This is a genomic window from Hymenobacter pini (genome assembly GCF_020421205.1).
In the GTDB taxonomy this organism is placed as follows: Bacteria; Bacteroidota; Bacteroidia; order Cytophagales; family Hymenobacteraceae; genus Hymenobacter; species Hymenobacter pini.
The window spans coordinates 811,722-835,309 of the sequence record NZ_JAIZZH010000001.1 but is presented as its reverse complement, the minus strand read 5'-3'; the positions used below and the strand labels follow the sequence as shown (position 1 = coordinate 835,309).

The 23,588-nt window shown below is 61.1% G+C and carries 14 protein-coding genes; 1 reads left to right on the top strand and 13 read right to left on the bottom strand.

What is annotated here, in order from left to right; translation table 11 throughout:
* Window positions 1-14 precede the first annotated feature (14 nt).
* The 10 genes from LF252_RS03530 to LF252_RS03485 all read right to left on the bottom strand — a co-directional run bounded on the left by LF252_RS03530 (window position 15) and on the right by LF252_RS03485 (window position 16,106).
* Window positions 15-1,379, bottom strand: a complete 1,365-nt coding sequence (locus LF252_RS03530; protein WP_226267613.1) for an MFS transporter — start codon at window positions 1,377-1,379, stop codon at window positions 15-17.
* Between the two features lie 84 nt (window positions 1,380-1,463).
* The gene (locus tag LF252_RS03525; protein ID WP_226267611.1) at window positions 1,464-2,114 is read right to left on the bottom strand and encodes a beta/alpha barrel domain-containing protein; all 651 of its coding nucleotides are present in this window, start codon (window positions 2,112-2,114) and stop codon (window positions 1,464-1,466) included.
* 100 nt (window positions 2,115-2,214) lie between these two features.
* Complete coding sequence (locus LF252_RS03520; protein WP_226267609.1) at window positions 2,215-3,225, bottom strand: sugar kinase; 1,011 nt, start codon at window positions 3,223-3,225, stop codon at window positions 2,215-2,217.
* A gap of 133 nt (window positions 3,226-3,358) precedes the next feature.
* Window positions 3,359-4,795: a glucuronate isomerase gene (gene uxaC / locus LF252_RS03515; protein WP_226267607.1), complete on the bottom strand. Its 1,437-nt coding sequence runs from the start codon at window positions 4,793-4,795 to the stop codon at window positions 3,359-3,361.
* 230 nt (window positions 4,796-5,025) lie between these two features.
* On the bottom strand, window positions 5,026-6,681 hold the full coding sequence (locus LF252_RS03510; protein ID WP_226267604.1) for a UxaA family hydrolase: 1,656 nt from the start codon (window positions 6,679-6,681) through the stop codon (window positions 5,026-5,028).
* 63 nt (window positions 6,682-6,744) lie between these two features.
* Entirely contained in the window at window positions 6,745-8,271 is a 1,527-nt protein-coding gene (locus LF252_RS03505) for a tagaturonate reductase (RefSeq protein ID WP_226267602.1), read from the bottom strand.
* 11 nt (window positions 8,272-8,282) lie between these two features.
* Window positions 8,283-10,460, bottom strand: a complete 2,178-nt coding sequence (pelA, locus tag LF252_RS03500; protein WP_226267599.1) for a pectate lyase — start codon at window positions 10,458-10,460, stop codon at window positions 8,283-8,285.
* 24 nt (window positions 10,461-10,484) lie between these two features.
* Window positions 10,485-10,793 carry a cupin domain-containing protein gene (locus tag LF252_RS03495; protein WP_226267588.1) on the bottom strand — a complete coding sequence of 103 codons (309 nt, stop codon included), beginning with the start codon at window positions 10,791-10,793 and terminating at the stop codon, window positions 10,485-10,487.
* Between the two features lie 198 nt (window positions 10,794-10,991).
* Window positions 10,992-12,836, bottom strand: coding sequence for a RagB/SusD family nutrient uptake outer membrane protein (locus LF252_RS03490; protein WP_226267587.1), 1,845 nt, complete (start codon window positions 12,834-12,836; stop codon window positions 10,992-10,994).
* Window positions 12,837-12,854: 18 nt separating this feature from the next.
* Window positions 12,855-16,106 carry a SusC/RagA family TonB-linked outer membrane protein gene (locus tag LF252_RS03485; protein WP_226267586.1) on the bottom strand — a complete coding sequence of 1,084 codons (3,252 nt, stop codon included), beginning with the start codon at window positions 16,104-16,106 and terminating at the stop codon, window positions 12,855-12,857.
* A 431-nt stretch (window positions 16,107-16,537) separates the two neighbouring features.
* On the opposite strand from LF252_RS03485, the gene LF252_RS03480 reads away from it, so the two are divergent.
* Window positions 16,538-17,566, top strand: coding sequence for a LacI family DNA-binding transcriptional regulator (locus LF252_RS03480; RefSeq protein WP_226267585.1), 1,029 nt, complete (start codon window positions 16,538-16,540; stop codon window positions 17,564-17,566).
* 93 nt (window positions 17,567-17,659) lie between these two features.
* Here the strand turns inward: LF252_RS03480 and LF252_RS03475 are convergent, their stop codons facing one another.
* The 3 genes from LF252_RS03475 to LF252_RS03465 all read right to left on the bottom strand — a co-directional run bounded on the left by LF252_RS03475 (window position 17,660) and on the right by LF252_RS03465 (window position 23,570).
* Complete coding sequence (locus LF252_RS03475) at window positions 17,660-19,588, bottom strand: glycoside hydrolase family 88 protein (protein ID WP_226267584.1); 1,929 nt, start codon at window positions 19,586-19,588, stop codon at window positions 17,660-17,662.
* Window positions 19,589-19,748: 160 nt separating this feature from the next.
* The gene (locus LF252_RS03470) at window positions 19,749-22,088 is read right to left on the bottom strand and encodes a glycosyl hydrolase family 28 protein (RefSeq protein WP_226267583.1); all 2,340 of its coding nucleotides are present in this window, start codon (window positions 22,086-22,088) and stop codon (window positions 19,749-19,751) included.
* A 393-nt stretch (window positions 22,089-22,481) separates the two neighbouring features.
* Window positions 22,482-23,570: an acyltransferase family protein gene (locus tag LF252_RS03465; RefSeq protein WP_226267582.1), complete on the bottom strand. Its 1,089-nt coding sequence runs from the start codon at window positions 23,568-23,570 to the stop codon at window positions 22,482-22,484.
* Between the last annotated feature and the right edge of the window lie 18 nt (window positions 23,571-23,588).

Genomic DNA, 23,588 nt, shown 5'->3' with positions numbered 1-23,588 from the left:
TACAGCCGCCTCGTTTACTTGGCGGCGGGTTCGTCGAAGCGAATCATTTGCATGCGGGGGGCAAACACCTGCATCAGCACCCAGGCCAACAGGTAGGCGCCCCCGCAAATCAGGAACATGATGAAGTAGGCCTTGTTCAGCTGCCCGATGCTTTCGTAGTACACAAACATGCGCTTCTGCACCAGGGCCGTGAGCAGAATACCACCCAGGCCGCCGGCCATGCCGCCCAGGCCAGTTACGGAGGCCACGGCCCGCTTCGGGAACATATCGGAGGCGGTGGAGAAGATGTTGGCGCTCCAGGCCTGGTGAGCAGCAGCGGCAACGCCAATTACCAGCACGGCCAGCCACATATTCAGCTGCCCCAGGTACTGGGCAAACACGATGGGCAGCACGCACAGGGCAATAATCAGCATCGAAATCTTACGGGCCTGGAAAGCGGGCATGCCACCTTTGATGAGGCGCAGCGGAATCCAGCCCCCGCCTATGCTGCCCACGCTGGACAGGATGTACACCAGCGCCACGGGCAGGGCCACGGCGGTGTTCTGCAGGCCGTATTGCTTATTCAGGAAGTCGGGCAGCCAGAACAGGTAGAACCACCAGATGGGGTCGGTCAGGAATTTGCCGAAGATGAAGGCATAGGTCTGGCGCACCCGCAGCAGCTGGCCCCAGGAAATCTTAGGCTGGGTTTCCACAGCTACGGCCGCCATATCGTCCACGTCGCTGTGGATGTAGTCGAACTCGGCTTTGGTAAGGCGGGCGTGGCGGGCGGGCACCTCGTAGTACACATACCACAGCACAAGCCAGATAAAGCCCAGCCCCCCGGTAATCAGGAAGGCCCACTTCCAGCCGTTGGTGCTGGCGGCGGCAATAAACGGCACCGTGAGCGGAGCCAGGATAGCGCCCACGTTGGAGCCCGAGTTGAAAATACCGGTAGCCAGGGCCCGCTCCCGCTGCGGAAACCACTCGGCCGTGGTTTTGATGGCCGCCGGGAAGTTGCCGGCTTCCGTAACGCCCAGAAATGCCCGCGCCACCGAGAAACCCACCGTGCTGCTCACCAGGGCGTGGCCCATGGCCGCCAGGCTCCACAGCAGCGTAGAAAGAGCATAGCCGGTTTTGGTGCCCAGCTTATCAATTACGCGGCCCACCCCCATCATACCCACGGCGTAGGCTACTTTAAAGGCCAACTCGATGTTGGCGTAGTCGCCGGCATTCCAGCTGAACACCTTTTCCAGGGTGGGCTTGAGCAGGGAAATAACGGCCCGGTCGAGGTAGTTGATGGTGGTGGCGAAGAACACCAGCGCACAAATCGTCCAGCGGTACCGGCCAACCGCCGTGGCGGCCGGAGCGGCAGTGGCAGGAGCAGTGGGAGTTTGTATCATCGAGTTCGGGAATTCAGTGGGAAGTACTCAGATGGAAAGGCCACCCGGAGGCGGCAAGCGAAAAGCAGCCGGTGGGCGGCGCTTTTACCGGGTAGCGGTGAAGGCCAGCAGCCGGGCAATGAGTTGCTGCAGGGCTTCGGAATCGTCGGCATTCTTGAAGAGTTGGGAGCCCATGCCCACCACGTTCACGCCCGCGTCAAACCATTCGCGCAGGCTTTCCTCGGTGGGCTCTACCCCACCGGTTACCATTAAGGGCACGGTAGGCATGGGTCCGCGCAGACTTTTGATGAAGCCCGGCCCCAGCACATTGCCGGGGAAGATCTTCACCACGGCCGCGCCCAGGCGGGTAGCGTGGTACACCTCCGAAACCGTCATGGTGCCGGGCAGCCAGGGCGTACCGCTGCGGCGGCACACGCCAGCCACTTCTTCCGTGAGGCAGGGCTGCACCACAAAATCAGCGCCGGCCTCAATAAACCGCTCGGCATCCTCTGCGGTGTAAATGGTGCCGATACCTAGCACCATATCGGGGCAGTTGGCCTGCACGTGGGCTACCAGCTCTGTAAATACTTCAAAAGCATTGGCCCCGCGGTTGGTGAATTCAAACACCCGCAGTCCGCCGGCGTAGCATACCTCCAGAATCCGCTTGGCATAGGCCGCATCGGCGTGGAAGAACACCGGCACCACCGGGTAGCGCAGCACGGTTTTGAGTATATGGTCGGAGGTGAAGCGGGGCATTTCTTATTGAGTTTCTAGTTGCTGGTTTCTGGTTGCTGGTTTCTGGTTGCTGGTTTCTGGTTTACCTAACAACTAGCAACCAGAAACCAGCAACTAGAAACTACCTGAGTAAGCGGCCGGTGGTGTTGCCGGCTACAATGTGCTCCACCTCGGCAGCGGTTACTAAGTTGATGTCGCCGGGGATGGTGTGCTTGAGGGCCGAGGCGGCGGTGGCAAACGTGAGGGCCTGCGGCACCGTGGGGTAGGTCAGCTGGCCGTAGATGAAACCGGAAATGAAGGAGTCGCCGCCGCCAATGCGGTCCACCACGGGGTTGATGTCAAAGTCCTCGGTTTCAAAATACTCGCCTCCGCTGTAGGCAATACCCCGGATTCGCTCGTGGGAGGCGCTTTGAGTATTGCGGCGGGTGGCAATAACCTGCTTGATCTGCGGAAACCGCGCCATCAGTTGCTGGCTCATGGATACGAAGCTGTTTTCGGCCCCGGCTTCGGGCTTGATACCGAACAGGTCCTCGGCGTCGCCTTCGGTGCACACCACCAAGTCGCAACCGGCTACCAGTTCGGGCATCACATCCTGGGCGCGCTGCCCGTACTGCCACAGGTTGCGGCGGTAGTTTACATCAGCCGACACGGTGAGCCCCAGGCGGCGGGCGGCGGCAATGGCTTGTTTTGTAGCCTGGGCCGCCGTGGCTGAAATAGCGGGCGTGATGCCCGTCCAGTGCAGCCATTGCGCATTCTTGAACACCGTGTCCCAGTTAAACCACTCCGGCTGCAGGTTGGCAAAGGCCGAGTCGTACCGGTCGTACACGATGCGGCTGGCCCGCAGTGAAGCGCCTACTTCCAGGAAATACAGCCCCAGCCGCTGCCCCCGAAATACGCAGTGGCTCATGTCTACTCCGTGGTGCTGGAAATGCTGCGCCGCAGCGTGGCCCACGGCGTTATCGGGGAAGCACCCAGCGTGGGCCGCTGGTACGCCCAAGTAGGCTAGCCCGGCCGCCACGTTGGCATCTCCCCCACCATAGGTCACGTCCAGCGAGGCAGCCTGCGACAACCGCTGATACTGCGGGGGCGACAACCGCATCATAATCTCACCAAAGGTGACAACTTGCTTCATGTTGGGCGACTTCCGTTGATTGTGCGAGGCAGTTGGCGTGAAAATTAGCCTTTATTTACACAATCGATTGTGGTGAGTTGGTAAAGATGCTTGGACTTTAGGTAGCAGCCCAGTTTTCGGGCTGCTTTTTTACTTACACCGCCACCGACGCCGCTTCTGCCGCTACTTTCTCGAAGCCAAAATACGCCTTGGCGTTGTGGTAGCAAATGTTCTGCACGATGCTGCCCAGCAGCTCCATATCGGCAGGCAGCTCGCCGTTTTCCACGTCGGTGCCGAACAAGTTGCAGAGCACCCGGCGGAAATACTCGTGGCGGGGGTATGAGAGGAAGCTGCGCGAATCGGTGAGCATGCCTACGAAGCGGCTCAGCAGGCCCATGTTGCTTAGGGCGTTGATTTGCTTTTCCATCCCGTCCTTCTGGTCCAGGAACCACCAGCCGGAACCAAACTGCACCTTGCCGGCCACCGAGCCGTCGTTGAAGTTGCCCACCATGGTGGCCATCAGCTCGTTGTCGGCGGGATTGAGGTTGTAGAGGATAGTTTTGGCCAGCTTGTCCTGCGAATCGAGGCGGTTGAGGAAGCTGGACAGCGCCCGGGCCTGCGAGAAGTCGCCGATGGAGTCCCAGCCGGTATCGGGGCCGAGTTGGCGCAGCATGCGAGAGTTGTTGTTGCGCAATGCGCCCAGGTGAAACTGCTGGGTCCAGCCTTTCTCCCAGTCCATTTCGGCCAGCAGCACCAGCATAGCCGATTTAAACTGCAGCACTTCGGCCGGGCTCAGCTCCTCCCCTCCCCGAATCTTCAAAAAGATGTCGTTGATTTCCGCGTCGGTGTAGTCGGCGGCGTACATCTGCTCCAGGCCATGGTCGGAAAGACGGCAGCCCAGGGCCGCGAAGTAGTCGTGGCGCAGGCGCAGGGCGGTTTGCAGGTCGTGGTAGGTTTGAATATCCACGGCCGCCGACTGGCCCAGTTTATCCAAGTAGGCGTTGTAGCTGGCAGCATCTTCCACGGCCATAGCCTTATCGGGGCGGAACGTGGGCAGCACCTGAATTTCGAAGCCACTGGCCTGCAGGGCACGGTGATGCTCCAGGGAGTCGGCCGGGTCGTCAGTGGTGCAGAGGGCCTCTACATTCATCTTGCGCAGCAGATTGCGTACCGAGTACTCGGGGGCTTGCAGCAGGGCATTACACTGGTCGTAGATGCGTCGGGCTGAGGCCGTGCTCAGCAGCTCCGTGATGCCGAAGTAACGCTGCAGCTCCAAGTGCGTCCAGTGGTAGAGGGGGTTGCGCACGGTTTGGGGCACGGTTTCGGCCCACTTCTCAAACTTCTCCCAGTCGGAAGCGTCGCCAGTGATGTAGCGCTCCGGGACGCCGTTGGTCCGCATGGCCCGCCACTTATAATGGTCGCCGTAGAGCCACACCTGGGTGATATTCACAAACTGCTTGTCCTCGGCAATCTGTCCGGGTAGCAGGTGGTTGTGGTAGTCGATGATGGGCATCTGCTGAGCATACTCGCGGTAGAGCGTGCGGGCCGTTTCGGTTTGCAGCAGAAAATCGTCGTTGAGGAAGGGCTTCATAGTCAGCTAAGAAAATGGGGCGGGAGCCTCAGAAGCAAAAGAGTAGGTGGAGGGTAAAGGTACCGGCCTCAGGAAGGCCAAGCGCCTTTTGAAAGGACTAAAACCGTTTTTTTCTACGCAAACGATTCCGGTATCCGGAGGTGATTGGTTAGTGGTTTCTAGTTGCTGGTTTCTGGTTGCTAGTTTGGGGCTCCTGCTGCTATTCTCAACCAGAAACCAGCAAATAGAAACTATAAAGAGACACCCCGTTTCCAGGGAATAAAGTCGGTTTGGCCGTGGCGCACGGCGGCAACCTCCTCCCCGCTGGCCACGCGCACCACGTAGTCAAGGATACGGGCGCCGGCCTGCTCAATGGTTTCTTCCCCGTCGATGACAGTGCCGGTGTTCAGGTCGATGATATCGGGCATGCGCTGGGCCAAAGCCGTGTTGCTGCTGATTTTGACTACCGGGGCAATGGGGTTGCCGGTGGGCGTGCCCAGCCCGGTAGTAAACAGCACCACCGTCGCGCCCGAGCCCACTTCGGCCGTGGTGGATTCCACGTCGTTGCCGGGAGTGCAGAGCAGGTTGAGGCCGGGCTTGGTCACGGACTCGGGGTAGTCGAGCACGGCCACTACCGGGGAGGAACCACCCTTGCGGGCCGCCCCAGCCGATTTCATGGCGTCGGTAATCAGCCCGTCCCGGATGTTGCCAGGCGAGGGATTCATGTCGAAGCCCGAGCCCACTGCCACGGCGGAGTCGCCGTAGGCTTTCATGAGGGAGCTGAACCGCTCGGCCGTGGCTGTATCCACGCTACGGTCCACCAATTCCTGCTCCACCCCGCAGAGTTCGGGGAATTCGGCCAGAATAACGGAGCCACCCAGGGCCACCAACAAATCGGAGACGTGGCCCACGGCGGGGTTGGCCGAAATGCCGGAGAAGCCATCAGAGCCGCCGCACTCCAGCCCAATGCACAGCTTGTTGAGCGGGGCCGGCTGGCGGGTTTGCTGGTTGGCCAGCATCAGGCCGGCAAACGTCTGGCGCAGGGCCGTGCTGACCAAGGCTTCCTCGGTGCCAATTTTCTGCTGCTCCAGAATGTAGAGGGGCTTCTGGAAACCGTGGGGGCTGCGCTTGTTGATTTCATCCTGCAGCATGCTCACCTGCGCGTTCTGGCAACCCAGGCTGAGTACCGTAGCGCCGGCCACGTTGGGGTGGGTGATGTAACCGGCCAATAGCCCGCACAAGGTTTGGGCATCTTGCCGGATACCGCCGCAGCCGCCCTCGTGCGTGAGGAACCGGATACCATCCACGTTGGGGAACAGGCGAGGTTTGTGCTGGCCGTTTTCGGCGGAGTGCAGGTCGGTGGCCAGAATTTCCTCCACCGATTTGCCGGCCTGCATCAACGAAATCAACTCCTGGGTTTGGGGCTGGTAGCTTTTGCGACGGGCGTACCCCAGGTCATTCACCAAAGCTTCTTCCAATACCTGAATGTTGCGGTTCTCGCAAAACACCAGCGGAATAACCAGCCAGTAGTTGGCCGTACCCACGCTGCCATCGGCGCGGTGGTAGCCCATGAAAGTGCGCTCCTGCCACTGGCTTACGTCGGGCATGGGCCACTCCTGGCGGCGCTGCTGGTGCTCGTCGTAGCTGTCGGTGGCGTGGCGGATGTTGCTGGTGGTAAGCAGCCCGCCGGTTTCAATGGCGGCGGCGGCTTTGCCTACCAGCACCCCGTACATGTGCACCGGGTCGCCGGGGGCGAGAAATTGCAGGGCCAGCTTGTGCTTGGCGGGTATGCGGGCGGTAGTGGTAACGGTGGTGCCTTCCCAGGTGACGGGCGTGCCGATGGGCAAATCCTGGAGGGCAACCAGCACATTATCGTCGGGGTGAATTTTAGCTACCAGGTGCTTCATATTGGGGCTAACAGCAGGCGGCTGTTAGTATTTTAAGTCATGAGTTCAGAGCAGTTTCAGCTGTTAGCCAGCTACCACCGTCTTTCGGTTGAGGGCCTGGGCCACGGTGGCGCGGGCGCCCTGGTCCAACAGCTGCTCCAAGTAACGGGTTACACAGTCGGCAAAGCCGGGCAGGGCTAGCAGGTCGTGGCCCCAAAGGGCTTGGTTGTGCAGCACGGTGCGCGTCAGCTCGGCAGGCTCCAGACGTTGCCAGAGGCCGGCGTAGTAGCTGGCTTTTTCGTCCTGAATGGGGTATTCCTGGCCGTTTACTTCGCCGTACCATACGCCTTGCTCTTCCCGCTCGGCGCGCATGAAGCGCAGGTAGGCGGCAACACCCAAAGCCATGTAGTGCGGCACGGCGCGCAGCTGCCGGTAGTAGTGCAGCAGCGTAGGCACGCAGCGCATCTGCAGCTTGGCCGTGTAGTTCATGCTGATGGACAGCCAGCGGTGCTCAATAGCCGGGTTGCGGAACCGGTCCAGCACCTGCATGCCGAAGCGCTGCCCGGTTTTGGCATCCACCGCGTATGGGATGCCCGGCAGTAGGTCGCCCAGCATCAGGTTGTGAATGAAGCTCGCCACGTCGGCATCGTCCATAGCCTCACGCACCGTGGGGAAACCGGCCAGGAAAGCCAGCCCGCAGCTGAGCGTGTGGGTACCGTTGAGCAGGCGCAGCTTCAACTCCCGGAACAGGTTGATGTCGGGCTGCACTACTACGCCGGCGTCGGCCTGCTCAAAGCTCAGCACGCTTTTCACGCGCGCATCGCCCTCAATGGCCCACAGCGTGTACACCTCCGACATGGTCAGCAGCTCATCCTCGTAGCCTAGCTCGGCTTCCAACGCGGCCTGCGTGGCGGCATCGGGGCGGCCGGGCACAATGCGGTCTACCAGGGAATTGCACACTTGGTTGGCGGTTTCCAGCCAGTCGATAAACTCGGCACTGAGGCCGTTGCGGTGAGCTTGTTCCAGCAGAATGCTTTCCAGCTTGGTACCGTTATCCGGAATCAGCTCGGTGGGCACAATCACCAAGCCTTTGGATTTGTCGCCCGAAAACGCGCGGTAGCGGGCCAGCAGAAACGCCAGCAGCTTACCCGGAAACGACTGGGGCGGCCATTGGGTGATGTCGTCAGATACCAGTTGAATACCCACTTCCGTGGTGTTGGAAATGACTACCATCAGTTCGGGGTTGGCGGCACAAGCCAGAATGTCGGCCCACTGGCTTTTGGCCGACAGCACCCGGCTGATGGCCGAGCACACCACGTTTTCGGATACCTCACGGCCATCTTCAATGCCCCGGATGCCGAGCGTGTACAAGCCGTCCTGGCGGCGGAACGCGTCGATGTCGCCGCCGTCGGTGCTTTTCACTACCACAATACGGCCGTTGAAGATGCCTTGGCGGTTGGCTTTGTCGATGAGGTAATCGGGCAAGCCGCGCAGCAGCACGCCGGTGCCAAATTGCAGCACCTTTTCGGGCAGGGCCAGCAGGCTGGCCGGGGGGAGTTGCACGTTCCCGGTGGGCGCCTGGGAGAGTAGCTGGGTGGATAGTTGCGGCATGAGAAAAACCGTTATTGCTTAGGCGCAGCCGGGGCCGCAGTATTCCATTTTTGTTGCCAGCGCGGATAGTCGCGGCTGAGCAGTTTTTCGGGCCAGGTACCGGCGTAAGCGTAGCCGGTGCGGCGCTCAACCTCGATATCCGACAGGGCCGCGTGCGGCTTTGAGTCACGGCCCACGTAGATAGGCTGGTTGGTGGTGAGGTCGTAGAAGCGGGCCCAGATGGTGGAGCCGGCTTCGGGCACAATCACCCGGTCGTAGCCCTTCGGCAGCTTGGGGTCGGGTACATCTTTAATAGCGTAGCCGGTGAGCTTCACGGCCTGCAGCCAGGCCACCGCCGCTTCGATCGACTTCTTGATGGCGGGCGTGGGGCTTTCAGTGTCCATCAGAAACCGCACGATGTTCACGGTTTCCATGCCGGTGAGCGAGGCCAGCTCGAAGGCGCGGGCCTTGGCGGGCAGCAGGGTTTTCTCATCGTGCTGGGCGCACCACGCCGTGAGCTGGCCGTTCTGCACGTACTGGGTTTTCAGGATGCAGTCGATACCCCGGTCCACAGCCTTTTTGGCGGGTTCTACCAGGGCCCCATCTACCACCGAGAAGCCGTTGGCCCCCCGGGCCACGTCGCGTAGCACCAGCAGGGCCCGCACCATAGCGTCGTCGTTGTAGGTAATCTGGTGGCGGTAGCTGCTCAGGTCGGGGTAGTACTGCGGGAAGCCGCCGTTGGGGTACTGCATCTGCAGCAGGTAGCGGATGCCTTTTTCAGCACCGGCTTTGTAAGCCAGGTTCTGAGTGCTGCGGAAGGTGGCCACCAGGTAGCGGATTTCGCGGGTGGTGGCCTCGTTGTCGATGGTGGCGTCGTTACGGCCGGCGTCGTCGCGGGTGGCAGCCCGTTCAGCGGCCGTGAGTGGGTGGTCGTACTTCACTTTCACATCGTTCACCATTTTAGGCCAGCCGCCCACCGTGCGCTGGTACACCAGCATGCGGTCGGCCACCGAGTCCCGCACGGGCGTAGCGGGCGCTACCGAGCCCGCCGGCACGGCCGGTAAAGCAGCAGCCCTGCTGGTTTCGGCCGAGACAATGGTTTGGCGAGGCAGGGCCGTAAACATGTCCCGGTTGAGGTTAGACGGCTTCAGGGCCACCGTGGCGGGCTTCTTCGATTTCGGATACCAGCGGCCCCCAAACGTCCAGTCGGCGGTGATTTGCTTGGCTTTCGGGCTGCCTTTGGCGGTGTTCAGGTTGTCCTGGTGCCAGGCGTAGTCGCCCCCGTCGCGGTGGCAGTTCTGGTAATACACGCGGCGGCCCCACTGCTGGGCTCCGGGCCCCGACTGGGCCCAGTAGATGTCGGCATCGGCCATTTCCTTGGCGAAGCGGCAGTTGATGAGGTAGAACTGGGATTCGCGGTGGAAGCGGCCCAGCTTGAAGTTCGGGTCGCCCTCGAAGCGGCAGTTTTTCAGCACCGTTTTCTGGTCTATTTCCCCGGTGCCATCATGCCAGATGGCGGCGTTGGGGTTGTGGCAGATGAAGCGGCAGTTTTCGGCGTAGGCCCAGCCTCGGGGGCAATAGAAATCCACCCCGCCTTCCATAGTGCAGTCCTCAAACAGGTACAGGCCGGCGTCCACGTCCCAGGGGCTTACGGTGTCGCCGCCCAAGGCCCGGAAGGTGCAGTGCTTCACGGTGAGGCGGGTGGTACCAGGCATGGCGCGCAGGGCAAACTGGTGGCCGGTTTTGCTCACCTTGCGCTGCCCGCTGGCTTCCTGCGGGCAGGGAATCAGCACGTCGCCGGCAGCCTCAAAGCCGTAAGGGTTCAGCACCGTCAGGTTTTCCAGCGTGATGTCCGGCGAGTTGCGCATGTTCAGCGTGGCCGCGCCCCAGTCGTCGGTACTGCCGGCCGGGTCGCAGCGCCAGGCGTCACGGGCCTGGCTGTAGGTCAGCACCACGCCCTTTTCGCTCTGACCTTTCAGGGTCAGGTTCTGCTTGTTATCCAGGTACACCTTTTCGTGGTAGGTGCCGTTTTTGATGTAGATGGTGCGGGGCTTGCTGGCCTCGTCGGGGAGGCTGCTGATGGCCGCCTGGATGGTCCGGAACTCGCCCGAACCATCCGCGGCCACCGTTACCTGCTGGGCTTGGGCCGATAAGATTCCCATTTCCCCAACCCCCACCAGCAGGAACAGCAAAGTCAGTAGTCGTTTCATACTCAGGTGCGCCAAACGCCGCAGTTACACAAAATCTTCCCGCATCGGGCTAAAGGAATCCAGCAGTACGCCGGCTTCCAGGCACTCCACGCCGTGCCACACCAAAGGCGCAGCGTAAAATGTTTCGCCGGCCCGCAGCACCACTTCCTCCTCCCCCACCGTGCACCGGAACACCCCGCTTTCCACGTAGGTAATCTGGCTGTGCACGTGCTGATGGCGCGTGCCAACACCACCGGCCGCAAAGCGCACTTTCACCAGCATCAGGTCCGGCCCGTAGGTCAGCACCTGCCGCTGCACGCCCTCCCCCACGGTTTGCCAGGTTTTGTTGTTCATGGTGAATTGGGGTGATAAGGTGAATAGTGACAGGAAGGAACGTCATGCAGAGGCGCAGCCGAAGCATCTCGCGTGCTGAGGTTGCAGTGGTAATCCTACCGTCAGCCGCTCCGTAGCCCAGGGTTTAAACCCTGGGCTAGTGAAGCAACGTCAGCACGCGAGATTCCTCGCGCTGCTCGGAATGACGTTCTGGTGTGTTTAGTAGCCGAAATTCTGCTTCAGGGCCGGGTCGGCGGCCAGGGTGCTTTGTGGGATGGGCAGGAGTTCCTTACCCATGCCGGGCACGTACTCGGCGGCGAGGCCGGTACCGGTGCTGGCGGCCGTGGTGGTGCCCACGGTGGCCGACGTACCGGTGGGCCGGGTGTTGGCAATGTAGGCGGCATCAATGGCCTGACGCCAGTTTACGCGGGTAGTGCCAGCGGGCGTGGCGGCGGGTGAAGGCCGGTAGAACGACCGGGCCCACTGAATGGTACCAATGGCCGTGGGCGTTTTGAAGTACATGTACTGGGGCACCGTCTGGTACGGGGCCTGGTTCAGGGCCAGCTTCAGCAGATTGGCCTTGGCCTCGGTCAGCTTGGTCTCAAACAGGTTCCAGCGTAGCAAATCGTACTTGCGGATGCCTTCGCCCCCAAACTCCAGGTACCGCTCATTTACAATAGCGTTGAAGAAGCTGGCTTTCGAGGTCAGATCGAGGCCCAGCAGCGCGCGGGTGCGGTTGCCGCCGAAGCCGCGGGTGCGTACTTCCAGCAGGGCATTCTGGGCGGCCGTGGTGGGACCGTTCAGCTCGTTTTCGGCTTCGGCAAACATCAGCAGCACATCGGCGAAGCGGATGAGGGGCCAGTTGTAGCCCAGGTAGTTGCCGGTGCCCGGAATGGCGGGATTGTGCCAGTCGCGGCGGAACTTGCCGTCGGTAATGGCGCCCAGGGCCACACCGGTCTGGAAGTTGGTAGCCGGGATGCTGTACGTGGTGATTGTCACGTCGCGGCGGGCATCCAGCGAGTCGAAGGCGTAGAAGTAGGTAGGCACTACCGTTACCGCGCCCTGCGTGGAACCATAGATGGGCGAGGCGTTCAAACGAGGCCCGTTGTAGTAGCCCAGCTTGCTATCCGACACTGCCGTGGAGCCGCCCATGCCCACCTGGAACATGATTTCGTTGGCCGACTCGGAGCGTTGCTCGTTGATGCTCTTGAACACCTCCAGGAAGCTGGCGTTCAGGGTGTGCTCCGCGCGGTTGGCCAGCAGCGAGGCGCACTCGTCGCGGGCAATGCGGTAGTAATCGAGGTAGTCGGCGGGGCGCGTCATCTGAGCGTCCTTCAGCGAGTAGCCACCCCGATACAGGGCCAGGCGGGCCCGCAGAGCCTTCACCGCGCCCTTCGTGATTCGCTCACTGGCGGCCCCGGCTTTGGTGCGCCAGGGTACCAGCTTCTCGGCCTGCAGTAAATCGGCAATCAGCTTGGTGAGCGTGGCGTTGCGGTCGGCGTTGGGCAGGTTGAAATCCTGGCCCGATACCGAGGGCGTGAACTGCGCCGGCACGTCGCCCCAGTTCCGAATCAGCTCAAAGTAGTACTGGGCCCGCAGCGTGAGGGCCTCGCCGTGCAGGCGGTGCAGGGCGGCCGTATCGGCGGCAGCGCCGCTGGTATACAGCTCCATCTGCGGAATCTGCTGGATGCAGATGTTGCTGCGCTCCACGCCCTGGTACAGCGTGTTCCAGGGGTTGGTGATTTCCGTGTTGGTGGGCAGCGACTTGTAGCGCGCAATGCTGCGCCGGGCCCCGTCGGCCGCCCCCGCCGAGCCAATCATCTCGTCGGAGTCGTAGGGGAAGTACATGCTCACGCGGGTGCCGTAGCTCTGGTCGCCCGAGAGCGGGTCGTAGGCCCCGATGACGGCGGCCGTAGCCCCGGCCACGGTGCTGAAGGTGTAGGCCGTGGTGTTCAGGGCCACGGGCTCCACATCGAGGTAATCTTTGCAGGAAACCAATGCTCCGACGCTGCCCGCCAAGGCCAGCCCAGCCAGTGCGGCCCGAAAAGTGAATGCGGATTTCATATCAACTGGGAGTGGGAATTAGAGGGACAGGTTCAGGCCGAACAGGAAGGCGCGGCTGCGCGGGTAAGCGGCGTAATCGACGCCCGGCGTGAGCGGGGTGGCGCGGCGCGTGTTCACCTCCGGGTCGTAGCCCGAGTACCGAGTGAAGGTGTACAGGTTATTGAGCGTCACGTAGAAGCGCAGCTGCTGCACGTGGGCGCGGGTGGTGAGGGCCTTGGGCAGGGTGTAGCCGAAGGTCACGTTGTTCACGCGCAGGAACGAACCGTCCTCCACGGCCCAAGAGTGCAGGAAATAGTTGCGGGTGGGCGTCCAGATTTTCGCGTTCTGGTTGAGCTGGTTCAGCGCATTTATATCCGTCACCAGTACTCCTTCCGAGTTCACCAGCCGGTACCGGTCGCTCATCACATCCAGCACGTTGCTGAACACGGTGTTGGCCGTGTTGGAGGTGAACTCAATCTTGTTGGCGTTGTAGATGTCGTTGCCCAGCACGAAGTTCAGGAACACGCTGGCGTCGAAATTCTTGAAGGTAAACTGCTGGTTCAGGCCACCCGCAATTTTGGGGTTGGCGTTGCCGATAACCGTCTGGTCCTGGTCGTTAATCACCCCGTCGCCGTTCAGGTCCTTCAGCTTGATGAGGCCGGGGCGGAAGGCCGTTTCGCCGATGATGCCCAGGTCGTTTACCAGGCCGGCTTTGGGCGTCCAGGTTTGGGTGGTGGCGTTGTAGCTCTCGAAGTCGTTGGCCGTTAGGAAGCCATCCGTAACGTAGCCGTACATCTGGCCCACCGGCTGACCCACGCGGGCCACATAGTCCCGGTTGAGGGCGGTGCCGGCCCAGCCCGAGGCAATACCCGGAATTTCCGTCAGGCCCGAGCCTAGGCTTTCAATTTTGCCGCGGTTGAGCGAGGCGTTGGCCGTGGCCGTCCAGGTGAAGTTAGGCTTGTTGAAGATGGTACCCGTCAGCTGCAGCTCCAGGCCCTTGTTGGAGGTTTTGCCGATGTTGCGCAGCTGGGACGTGTAGCCCAAAAACGGTGGAATGGGCTGGTTGATGAGCAGGTCGGAGGTGGTGTTGTAGTACACGTCACCGGTAAACTGCACCCGGTTATCCCACAGCGAGAGGTCCACGCCAAAGTCCCGGGAGGTGGTCACTTCCCACTTCAGATCGGGGTTGGGCAAGGTGGTAGCGGCGGCCCCCAACACCTGCAAGTGGTTGAGGTAGTAGGGCGCGCTGCCGGCCGAGTACAGCTGGTCGTAGAGGAAGTCGTTGATGCGGTTGTTGCCGGCCTGGCCGTAGCTCAAACGCAGCTTCAGGTCCGACACGGCCGGTACGCCCTTGAAGAATTCCTCCTTGGAAATGCGCCAGGCCACCGAAGCCCCGGGGAAGTAGCCCCAGCGGTTGCCGCGCCGGAATTTGGAGGAACCGTCGCCCCGGAAGGTACCCGTGAACAGGTACTTGTCGTCGAACGAATACGTGAGGCGGCCGAAGCCCGAAAGCAAACGGTAATCGGTGGGGATGCTGGTGCCGGGCAGCACGGGTTGGGCCGTTACGCCGGTGGGCAGCACGCCCTGGTTGATGTTGGCCAGAGCCCGCTCGGCGGTAATATCCAGGGGCAGAAAGTTGGTCTGGATGTACTGCTGCTTGGTTTGCTGCTGGTAGATTTCCTCCCCAATCAGCGCCCCCACCTGGTGCTTGCCCTTCTCCCAGTTGTAGCTCAGCGTATTGGAGTTATTGAGGGTGCTCTGGGTGGCCGTGGTGATGGAGGCGAAGGGCAGACTCAGATAACCACCGGCGGCCTGCCGGATGGTAGGCGAGTACCGCCCGTTGAAGGTACCCAGCTCCGAGTTGGTAATATCAAAACCAGCCGTGGAGCTCAACGTGAGGCCCTTGGCCAGCGTGAGGGCCGCGTTGGCGCCTACGTTAAAGGTGCGGCGCTTGTCGCGGCGGTACTCATTGTCGATGGTGAGCACCGGGTTTACCAGCGAGGAGTTGGTGAAGAACTCGTCGTCGAAGGTGTTGGGGTCCAGCACCTGGCCCGAGGCGTTGGGCACCATCAGGGGCATGTACTGGATGGTATTGCGCAGGCGGGAGGTTACGTTGGAGCCCGAGGTGGAGGTACCCGCCCCGTTCACCGTCTGGTCGTTGAAGCGCATGTTCATGCCCACCCGCAGGCGGTCCATGGGCTTGGTGTCGAAGCGGAAGTTGATGAGGTTCCGGGTGAAATCGGAGCCGCGCTGGATACCGTCCTCGTCGTTGCGCGTCAGGCTCAGCGAGTAGGTAGTGCCCTTCACCCCACCCGACACCGAGAGGTTGTGCGTCTGCTGGAAGGCGTCGCGCCCGAACACCTCGTCCTGCCAGTCCACAAACGGGGCCTGGCGGGCGCGGCTGAGCGTGTCGCTGAGGTAGTTACGCGAGCCAAACAGCTTGCCGAAGGCGGTCAAACCGCCCTGTCCGGTGGCCCCGGCCAGCTGAGCCCGCTCGTACTGGTAGTTCAGGTAGTCATCGGGCCCCAGCACGCCCAGCTTCTTGCTGATGCGACGGAAACCGGCAAAGCCGTTGTAGCTGATAACGGTTTTACCCTCGATGCCTTTTTTGGTGGTGATGATAACTACCCCGTTGGCACCCCGGGCCCCGTAAATAGCCGTAGCCGAGGCGTCCTTGAGCACGTCCACGGAGGCAATATCCTGGGGCGCAATAACGCTCAGCGCGTTTTCAATCTGGATACCGTCCACTACGTACAGCGGGGAGTTGTCCTGGGTTACCGAGCCACCGCCCCGCACCCGTACCCGCACATCCAAGTTGCCGGGCGTGCCTTCGGAGGAAGTGAGCTGCACCCCGGCCAAGCGGCCGGTGAGGGCCTCGGCGGCGGAGTTTACCGGAATATCCTTGATCTGCTGGGCATTCACCGAGGACACGGAGCCCGTTACGTCGCGGCGCTGCACGGCCTGGTAGCCGATAATTACCACGTCGTCCAGGGTTTTGCTATCTTCCTTCAACGCCACCGTGAGGTCGGTTTTGCTGCCCACGGCCACCTCATACGGCAGAAAGCCAATGTAGCTGAAGCGCAGCGTGGCGTTGTCGGGCACGGCCAGGCTGAAGCGGCCTTCGCCATCGGTAGTGGCCCCGGTGTTGGTGCCTTTCACTACCACGGTTACGCCGGGCAGGGCCTCGCCCTTGTCCGACTTAACCACCCCCTGCACGCGGCGTTGCTGCGCCCAGGCGGGGGCAACTGCCACAGCCAGCAACGGGGCCAGCAACAGTAACTTTCTTTTCATGATGGTTGGTGTGGGAATTGAAGTGGGAAGCTGAATGGGGCCCGGTAGTACTGCCCGGGCGGGGTTCAGCAAGTGGTTCGTGGAGGGGGCGCGTCCGTCGGTGGGGCCGCTCCTGCGGGAGCGTTCTATACTTTTCGGAGAAGTTGACTGCTCTGGGAAAACAGCCCGCTGCTATTCGGCTTGGTTAAGGTTAAAGTAACCCTCCGCGAAAAGGAAGAAATTGACCTGATTAATTTGTGCAAACGATGTCGGGAACGTGACCAATCAGTCACCCCGGCAGTTTTTCGGGGGCGTAATTCCGGTTATTCGCCAAGGATGCCTATTTTTCGGGCAGTTAGGCACCTTTCCGGTAGCAGGTGCATTCTTGTACTTTAGTAAGTACCCACTCCCCTTCTGCCTTTCCTCTCTATCACCTAGCGACGCTTCTTCTCGTGGAAACCTACACTATCAAAGACATTGCCCGGGAGCTGGGCATTTCCACCTCCACGGTGTCGAGGGCCCTGCGGGGCAGCTACGAAATCAACGCCGAAACCAAGCGCCGGGTGATGGAGTGCGCCGAGCGTCTTAACTACCGTCCCAACCCCATTGCTCTGAGCCTGAAAGGCAGCGCCAGCCGCGCCATCGGCGTCATTCTGCCCCAGATTGCCAACTACTTCTTCTCCCAGGCCATCAACGGTATTGAGGCCATTGCCTACAACCGGGGCTACCACGTTATCATCTTTCAGAGTCAGGAAAGCTACGAGCGGGAAGTAGCCAACGTGCAGCAGGCCATGTCACGGAAAGTAGATGGGCTGTTGATGTCACTTTCCAGCGAAACTTCCGACGTGGAGCACCTGCAGGAAGTGCTGGACAAGAACGTGCCGCTGGTGCTGTTCGACCGGGTTTCGGCCGATTTGAACGTCACGAAAGTGGTGGCCGACAACTTCGGCGGGGCCTTTGCCGCCACCGAGCATCTGCTGCAGGAAGGCCGCCGCCGCATTGCCCACCTTACCATTCAGCCCTGGCTCAGCATCACGCAGGAGCGCCTGGCCGGTTACCGCGCAGCCCTGGAAAAGCACGGCGTGGAGTTCGACGAAAACCTGGTGCGCTACGGCACCTTCGGCCCCGATGAAGTAGGGCCCATGATTGACGAACTGATGCACCTGGATACGCCGCCCGACGCGTTTTTCACGGCTTCCGACCGGCTGGCCGTAGGCTGCCTGCAGGCCCTGCGCCAGCGCAACCTGCACATTCCCGAGGACGTGTCACTCATCGGGTTTACCAACCTCAACGTGGCCGATTTGCTGAACCCGGCCCTCAGCACCGTAGTACAGCCCGCCCAGGAAATCGGCCAGGTAGCTGCCGAGCGCCTCATCGACCAGATTGAGCGCAAGCACCGCGCCCTGCCCATCGAAACCGTGCGTATTCCTACGGAGCTTATCGTGCGCAGTTCCACCCGCACGGAGGTGGTAAACCAGTAGCGCGAAGCTCTGCTTCGCGTATCGTTGCTGACGGCCGTGCTACCTGCGCCGGAATTGTTCAACGATACGCGAAGCAGAGCTTCGCGCTACTGGCTAGCGGCCCGACTGTTGCAGCAGCCAGGTTGCCAGGTCGCGGCCGGCGGCGAAATTCTCGAACGAGGCGGGAATCTTGCGGCCATCCACGTACTCGTTGTACAGCCACGGGTCACCCACGGCAAGCACGGTACCTTTGCCCACTTTGGCCGTGGCAATGATGGTGTACTCGCCCATCTTCACCAGCGGCGTGGCCGGCGCTTTCACGTCCAGCGGGGCCAGCTCCTTGATGTAAGCCGATTTTGCGGTTTTGAATACCGGGCCACCGGCCGACAGGTTCACGCGGCCCTGCTCAAACTCGCTGCCTTTCACCATGTTCAGGTTGAGGGGTTTGAACTGCATCCCGAAGGCCGCAGCCAGGGTATTGAAGCGCGGAATTTCGCAGTTGCTGGTGTCGTTGGCCATCAGCATCAGCGTGCCGCCCTCCTTCACCCACTTGGTAAGGGCATGCACGTCGGCGGGTTGCACGAAATTGGGCTGCGGGGTTTCCTTCTTGGTGTCGGGGTCCACGATGATGAACACGTCTACCCCCTTTAGTGCGGCGGCCGTGGGCGCGGTGCTGATGGTAGCGGTTTTGGCGCCCAGGTCGCGGAACTGCTGGCCCCAGAAGTAGAAGCCGCCGTGGGTCCGGTCGTCCCAGGTGTAGTGCCAGGTTTCGGGCTGGCCGCTGAGCTTGCTTTGGCGGATTTCGTGGTTAAAGTAGTTGTCCAAGGCCACGGTTTTGCCCTTGGCAACGGAGCTGGCGGCGGCCACTTCCATTTCAATGCTGGCCAAGATGAACGGGCCCACCCCTTTCAGATCGTTTTTGCGCAGGGGCTCACTGAGGTAGTACTCGTAGCTGCCGTCACGGTAAGGGTTACCGCCGAGGCCGCCCACGCTCACGGTGCCGTTGAAGGCCAAGGCCCCGCTTTCTTCGGCCACGAACTGCTTCAGCAAGCCCTCGTAGCCTTTGCGGGCTACCTCGGCGTACTTCTTATCGAGGTAGCCCATGCGCACGCCCTTTTGCAAGGCGTACACAAACATGCTGCTCCCGGAAGCCTCGGCATAGTTGCCCTTGCGCGTGCCCTGGTCCATCACCAACGACCAGGTACCGGTTTTGGCATCCTGGTACTTGGCCAGCACCGGGGCGAGGCGCTGCACGTCTTTGATGAGCTGCTGGCGTTGAGGGTGGTTCTGGGGGAAATAGTCGAGCACATCTACCAGCGCCATGGCATACCAGCCCATGCCCCGGTCCCAGAAATTGGGCGACTGGCCAGTGGTTTTATTGGCCCATTTTTGCTCCCGGCTTTCGTCGTAGCCGTGGTAGAGCAGGCCGGTTTTGGGGTCCACGAGGTTCTGCTCAATCAGCGCGAATTGCTTGGCCACGTCATCGAAGCCCGCCGGCTGATTGAATACCTGGCTGTACTCGGCGTAGAAGGGCTCGGCCATATACAGCCCATCCAGCCACATCTGATTGGTGTAGATTTTCTTGTGCCAGAAACCTCCGGCTTTGGTGCGCGGCTGGGCCTCCAGCTGCTTACGCAGCAGTTGGGCCGCTTTCTGGTACTTCTCCACCTGCGGTACCGACATCTGGCTGAGCGTGAGCAGCACGTGGCCGGTGGTCAGGTTGTCGAGGTTATAATCTTCCAGCTTGTAGGTGCGGATGCTGCCATCGGGGCGCACAAACTGGTCGAGGTCCTTCTGGATGTAGGTGAAGTAGCGGGCGTCGCCGGTGCGCTGCCACACCCGCTCCAGGGCCTTCAGCATCAGCCCCTGCTCGTAGTCCCAGCGGGCCGTTTTGCGGTTGCCGATGACGATGGAATCCGGGTGCCAGCTGATAAACGCATCGGCCATGCGCTGCGACATAGGCCGCGCCGCCGGGGTGGTTTGCGCCTGGATGGTAAGCGAGGCAGCCAGTAAACCGGCAAGCAGGAAAGGGCGAAAGGACATGAATGGGAGTCGTTGGAATGGGCGGGCATTTCGTTCCAGCGGTGTACCCCACCCCCTGGCCCCCTCCCCTCCAAGAGAGGGGGAGCCAGCTGCAAGTTTGAACAAATCGTTGAACGCACCCCCTCTCCCGGAGGGGAGGGGGCCGGGGGGTGGGGTGCAGTTACAGCTTCGAAACAGTCACCGTTTTCTTGGCCACCTTCTCCCCCATTTCCACGCCTTTTTTGGCGGCTCTGGTATCGGTGTTGCGCAGGGTTACGGCTTTGCTGCGGGCCCCGGTTACGCGCAGGAGCAGGTCGGCACCGGGTGCGTAACGCAGGTTATCGAAGCTGATGTTGCGGCTGTTCTGCACTTCCAGCACGGGGCTGGTCTGATGGGAGAGCAGGGTCACGTTCTTGAGGCGGATGCCGTCGGCTTCCTGGCACACCAAGCCTTTGTTGCACTCCAGCACCGTGTTTTCGATTTCCACGTTTTGCACCGCCATTTCGGGCAGGCCCCGCACCAGAATGCCGGTGTTAGCACCTTTGCAGGTGACGTTGGTGATACGGAAGTTCTTGAACTGCGGGGTGCCTTCGCCCAGTGGCTCAGCCTTAATTTCGGGAATACCAAACGCTTCGCCGTTTACCTGTACGGGGTCCTTGGCGGCATAGTACATATCAAACAGGATGGCCTCACCGGCAATGTCGGTCATGTCCACCCCGTCCACGAAGATGTTCTCCACAACCCCACCCCGGCCCCGGGCCGTTTTAAAGCGCAGACCCACATCGGTGCCCATGAAGGTGCAGTTGCTCACAAACAGGTTACGCGCCCCGCCCGACATTTCCGAGCCAATCACGAAGCCGCCGTGGGCATGGTACACTTTGGTGTCCCGAATGATGAAGTTCTCAGTCGGCACGCCTCGCTTGCGCCCTTCCGCGTCCCGGCCCGATTTGATGCAGATGCCGTCGTCGCCCACGTCAAAGGTGCAGCCTTCCACCAAGCCGGTGCGGCAGGATTCCAGGTCGAGGGCGTCGGTGTTCTGGCCGTACCAGGGGTTGCGGGCCGTTACGTTGCGCAGGGTAATATTGTCGCAGAGCAGCGGATGGATGGTCCAGGCCGGGGAGTTTTGGATGGTGAAGTCTTCCAGCAGAATCTGCTTGCAGCGCTGGAGGCTGAGCATGTTGGGCCTCAGGAAATCTTTGATTTCAGCGTATTTATTGAAATCGGGCTCCTGGCCGGCCGGAATGGTCCAGGGCTTGTTGAGGGTGGAGCCTCTCAGGGAGCCGGCCGAGGGGTACCACGTCGTGCCTTTCTCATCCACTACCCCACCCGATTTTATGAGGCGTTGCCACTGGCCGGCGTTGAGTTTTTCCTTTTTCACCATGCGCCAGGCGTCGCCGGCCCCGTCGAAAGTACCTTCGCCGGTAATGGCAATGTTTTCGAGGTCGTAGCCGGAAATGGGCGACTGGTTACGCACGGCGTCCTCCCCTTCCCAGTTGGTTTTGATAAGCTGATAATTGGAGAGCTTGTTGCTAAACTGCACCAGCGCCCCTTTGGCCACGTGCAGGTTCACGTTGCTTTTCAGCTGAATGGGCCCAGTGAGCCAGAGGCCGCGCGGCACCAGCACCACCCCGCCCTGCTGGCTACAGGCTTCAATGGCTTTGCGGAAAGCTTCGGTATTGAGCGTTTGCCCGTCGGCCACGGCACCATACTTGGTGATGTTGAAGGTATCCTTGCGGAAAGTGGGCTGCAGTACAACCGGTAGCTCATAAGCATACTTGCCGGCGAAGGCCAAGGGCTTGAGGTGGCTGGCAATACCTAGGCTCTGCTTCTTCAAATCCTGGGCTACCAACTGGGCCACCCGCTCAGCGCCGTAGGCGGAGAAGTGGGTGTTATCGAGTTTGGTGTTGTTGGCCCCGTTCTGGTAGCTCCAGAACAGCGGCTTGGTGCCCACGTCGCTGAGCTGGGTGTACATCGTCCAGCTCAGCTCATGCAAATCAATCAGCGGCACTTTCTGCGCTTTGGCTACTTCCTTCACCACACCAGGGTACTCGCCGTGGTCATCCTTGCGCTTGCCGGCCTCATCGAAGTAGCGCCGGCCCACGGGCGTGAGTAGTACCGGGTTGGCCCCCTTGGCGCGGGCCTCCTGCACGTAGCGGGTCAGGTTCTGGCGGTAGGCGGTTTGGGGCGCGGCGTAGCGGGCGGTGTCCTCCTGTTTGCTGTCGTTATGGCCGAACTGGATGAATACCCAGTCGCCGGGCCGGAGCTGCTCCAGCACCTTGGCCCAGCGGCCCTCGTGGCGGAAGTTGCGGGTGCTGCGGCCGTTCATGGCGTGATTCTGCAGCGTTACGCCCTCATCAAAATACTGGCGGAAGTACATACCCCAGCCCCGCTCGGCTTTATCCAGCGGTTTATCCGACATGGTAGAATCCCCCACCAGGAAAATAGTGGGTTTTCGGTCGTCGGCGGCCGGGCGGAAGGCCAGCAGCAGCACGGCCAGCAGCAGAGCACAGAGTTGCTTCATATCGGGCGGGAATGGGAAGGAGCGTAGAACGAAAGGCAGCGCACAAACAGTAGTTTTCCGGGAAGCCGGGCTGGTGAGTGAGTGCTGAATAGTCGTTAAGGTTAGCGGAATAGTTGGCCCCGTCTGCTCCTTAGCCGGCTATTTTTTGCGCAAACGTTATCGGGCACGTTGCCGGAAATGGCAACTTAGGTACTCACCCCGGTTCCAAAGGCTGGGCGCAGCCGCCTTAGTGCCCAGTATTTGCATCTGCTGATGATGAAGGCATTTGCATTATGAGCATCAGTAGAACTCTGTTCCAGACCCGGTACTTTATGTATGCATGTTGCGCGCACTGTATCCATCCTATACGGATAGCTCACCTACCGAGCAATTTGCTCTACCATCGGCTACCCATCAGACAACCGCATTACGGGCGCTCAGAAAGCGCCGCAACGGGGCATCCACAGTGACCAATATAACCCGGGCCAGCCCTACCAAAACCAGTGTAGAAACCGGCACCAGCCAGGCCAGCGTGCTCATGGGGGGCTTCTCGGCAGCCATGTAGCTCAGGAACACCCACACAAAGGGATAGTGCACCATGTACAGCGGGTAGGAAAGCTCCCCGAACCACCGGCACGTTGAGGCCAAGCGAGGTGCCACCTGCGTACCGGCCCCTAGTGCCACCAGCAGCGGAAAATACCCGAGCACCAGCACCATATCCGTCAGCCCGGCCACCTCTTTACGGTAGGGAAACATCAGACCAGCGGCCAGCAATAGGCCTACCCCAACGAACCCGAGACGGTTGGGAATGATCCAGCGGGAGCGGTACAGCACCATCCCCATCAGAAACGAGAAGCTGACGCGGGCAGCCCCGCCCCAGAACGTGTTGGCATCCCAGCCAATGCTCAGGTTGGGGTTGTGGGTGGCCTGATACACGAGCCAGCCAGCCGCTACCAGCGTGAGCAGGCGCAACACGCCGGGGCGCAGCCGTACCAGCAGCACGGCATAGGCCACGTTGGCGAGGTACTCCCAAAACAAGGACCAGGTAGGCGCGTTGAGCGGAAACAGGTTGAACGTGCGCTCGGGCATCACCGGAAACGGAATCAGCAGGCAGGACGCCAGAAACAGCTGCCACACCCGCGACGCGTACGTGGTGAACACCGCGCTGAACGGGTCGAGCCAGAACGTGAGCAGTCCCAGCACCGACCCCACCACTACCAGCGGGTGCAGCCGAATCAGCCGCCGCCGCAAAAACGCCAGGATGCCGAGACTGGCTAAGCGCGTATCGTAAGCGCAGGCCATCACGAAGCCGGAAAGGCAGAAGAAAAAGTCTACCGCCAGGTAGGCGTGGGCAATGAACAGCTGGTCGTAGTCGGGCACCACAATTTCCATAAAATGGTACACCACCACGGCCAGAGCAGCAATGCCGCGCAGGCCATCCAGCACGGCAAAGTGGGGTACAGGGGAATTTATGGCGGGAGTCGGCCTGTCGGTTGAGGTCATGGGTGTGGGGTGAAATGA

What these genes read in the sequence shown, in the direction of transcription:
- LF252_RS03510 (WP_226267604.1), bottom strand. Translation starts at nt 6,681, where the DNA reads ATGAAGCACCTGGTAGCTAAAATTCACCCCGACGATAATGTGCTGGTT.
- LF252_RS03505 (WP_226267602.1), bottom strand. Translation starts at nt 8,271, where the DNA reads ATGCCGCAACTATCCACCCAGCTACTCTCCCAGGCGCCCACCGGGAAC.
- LF252_RS03470 (WP_226267583.1), bottom strand. Translation starts at nt 22,088, where the DNA reads ATGAAGCAACTCTGTGCTCTGCTGCTGGCCGTGCTGCTGCTGGCCTTC.
- LF252_RS03495 (WP_226267588.1), bottom strand. Translation starts at nt 10,793, where the DNA reads ATGAACAACAAAACCTGGCAAACCGTGGGGGAGGGCGTGCAGCGGCAG.
- LF252_RS03520 (WP_226267609.1), bottom strand. Translation starts at nt 3,225, where the DNA reads ATGAAGCAAGTTGTCACCTTTGGTGAGATTATGATGCGGTTGTCGCCC.
- LF252_RS03475 (WP_226267584.1), bottom strand. Translation starts at nt 19,588, where the DNA reads ATGTCCTTTCGCCCTTTCCTGCTTGCCGGTTTACTGGCTGCCTCGCTT.
- uxaC (WP_226267607.1), bottom strand. Translation starts at nt 4,795, where the DNA reads ATGAAGCCCTTCCTCAACGACGATTTTCTGCTGCAAACCGAAACGGCC.
- LF252_RS03465 (WP_226267582.1), bottom strand. Translation starts at nt 23,570, where the DNA reads ATGACCTCAACCGACAGGCCGACTCCCGCCATAAATTCCCCTGTACCC.
- pelA (WP_226267599.1), bottom strand. Translation starts at nt 10,460, where the DNA reads ATGAAACGACTACTGACTTTGCTGTTCCTGCTGGTGGGGGTTGGGGAA.
- LF252_RS03490 (WP_226267587.1), bottom strand. Translation starts at nt 12,836, where the DNA reads ATGAAATCCGCATTCACTTTTCGGGCCGCACTGGCTGGGCTGGCCTTG.
- LF252_RS03530 (WP_226267613.1), bottom strand. Translation starts at nt 1,379, where the DNA reads ATGATACAAACTCCCACTGCTCCTGCCACTGCCGCTCCGGCCGCCACG.
- LF252_RS03485 (WP_226267586.1), bottom strand. Translation starts at nt 16,106, where the DNA reads ATGAAAAGAAAGTTACTGTTGCTGGCCCCGTTGCTGGCTGTGGCAGTT.
- LF252_RS03525 (WP_226267611.1), bottom strand. Translation starts at nt 2,114, where the DNA reads ATGCCCCGCTTCACCTCCGACCATATACTCAAAACCGTGCTGCGCTAC.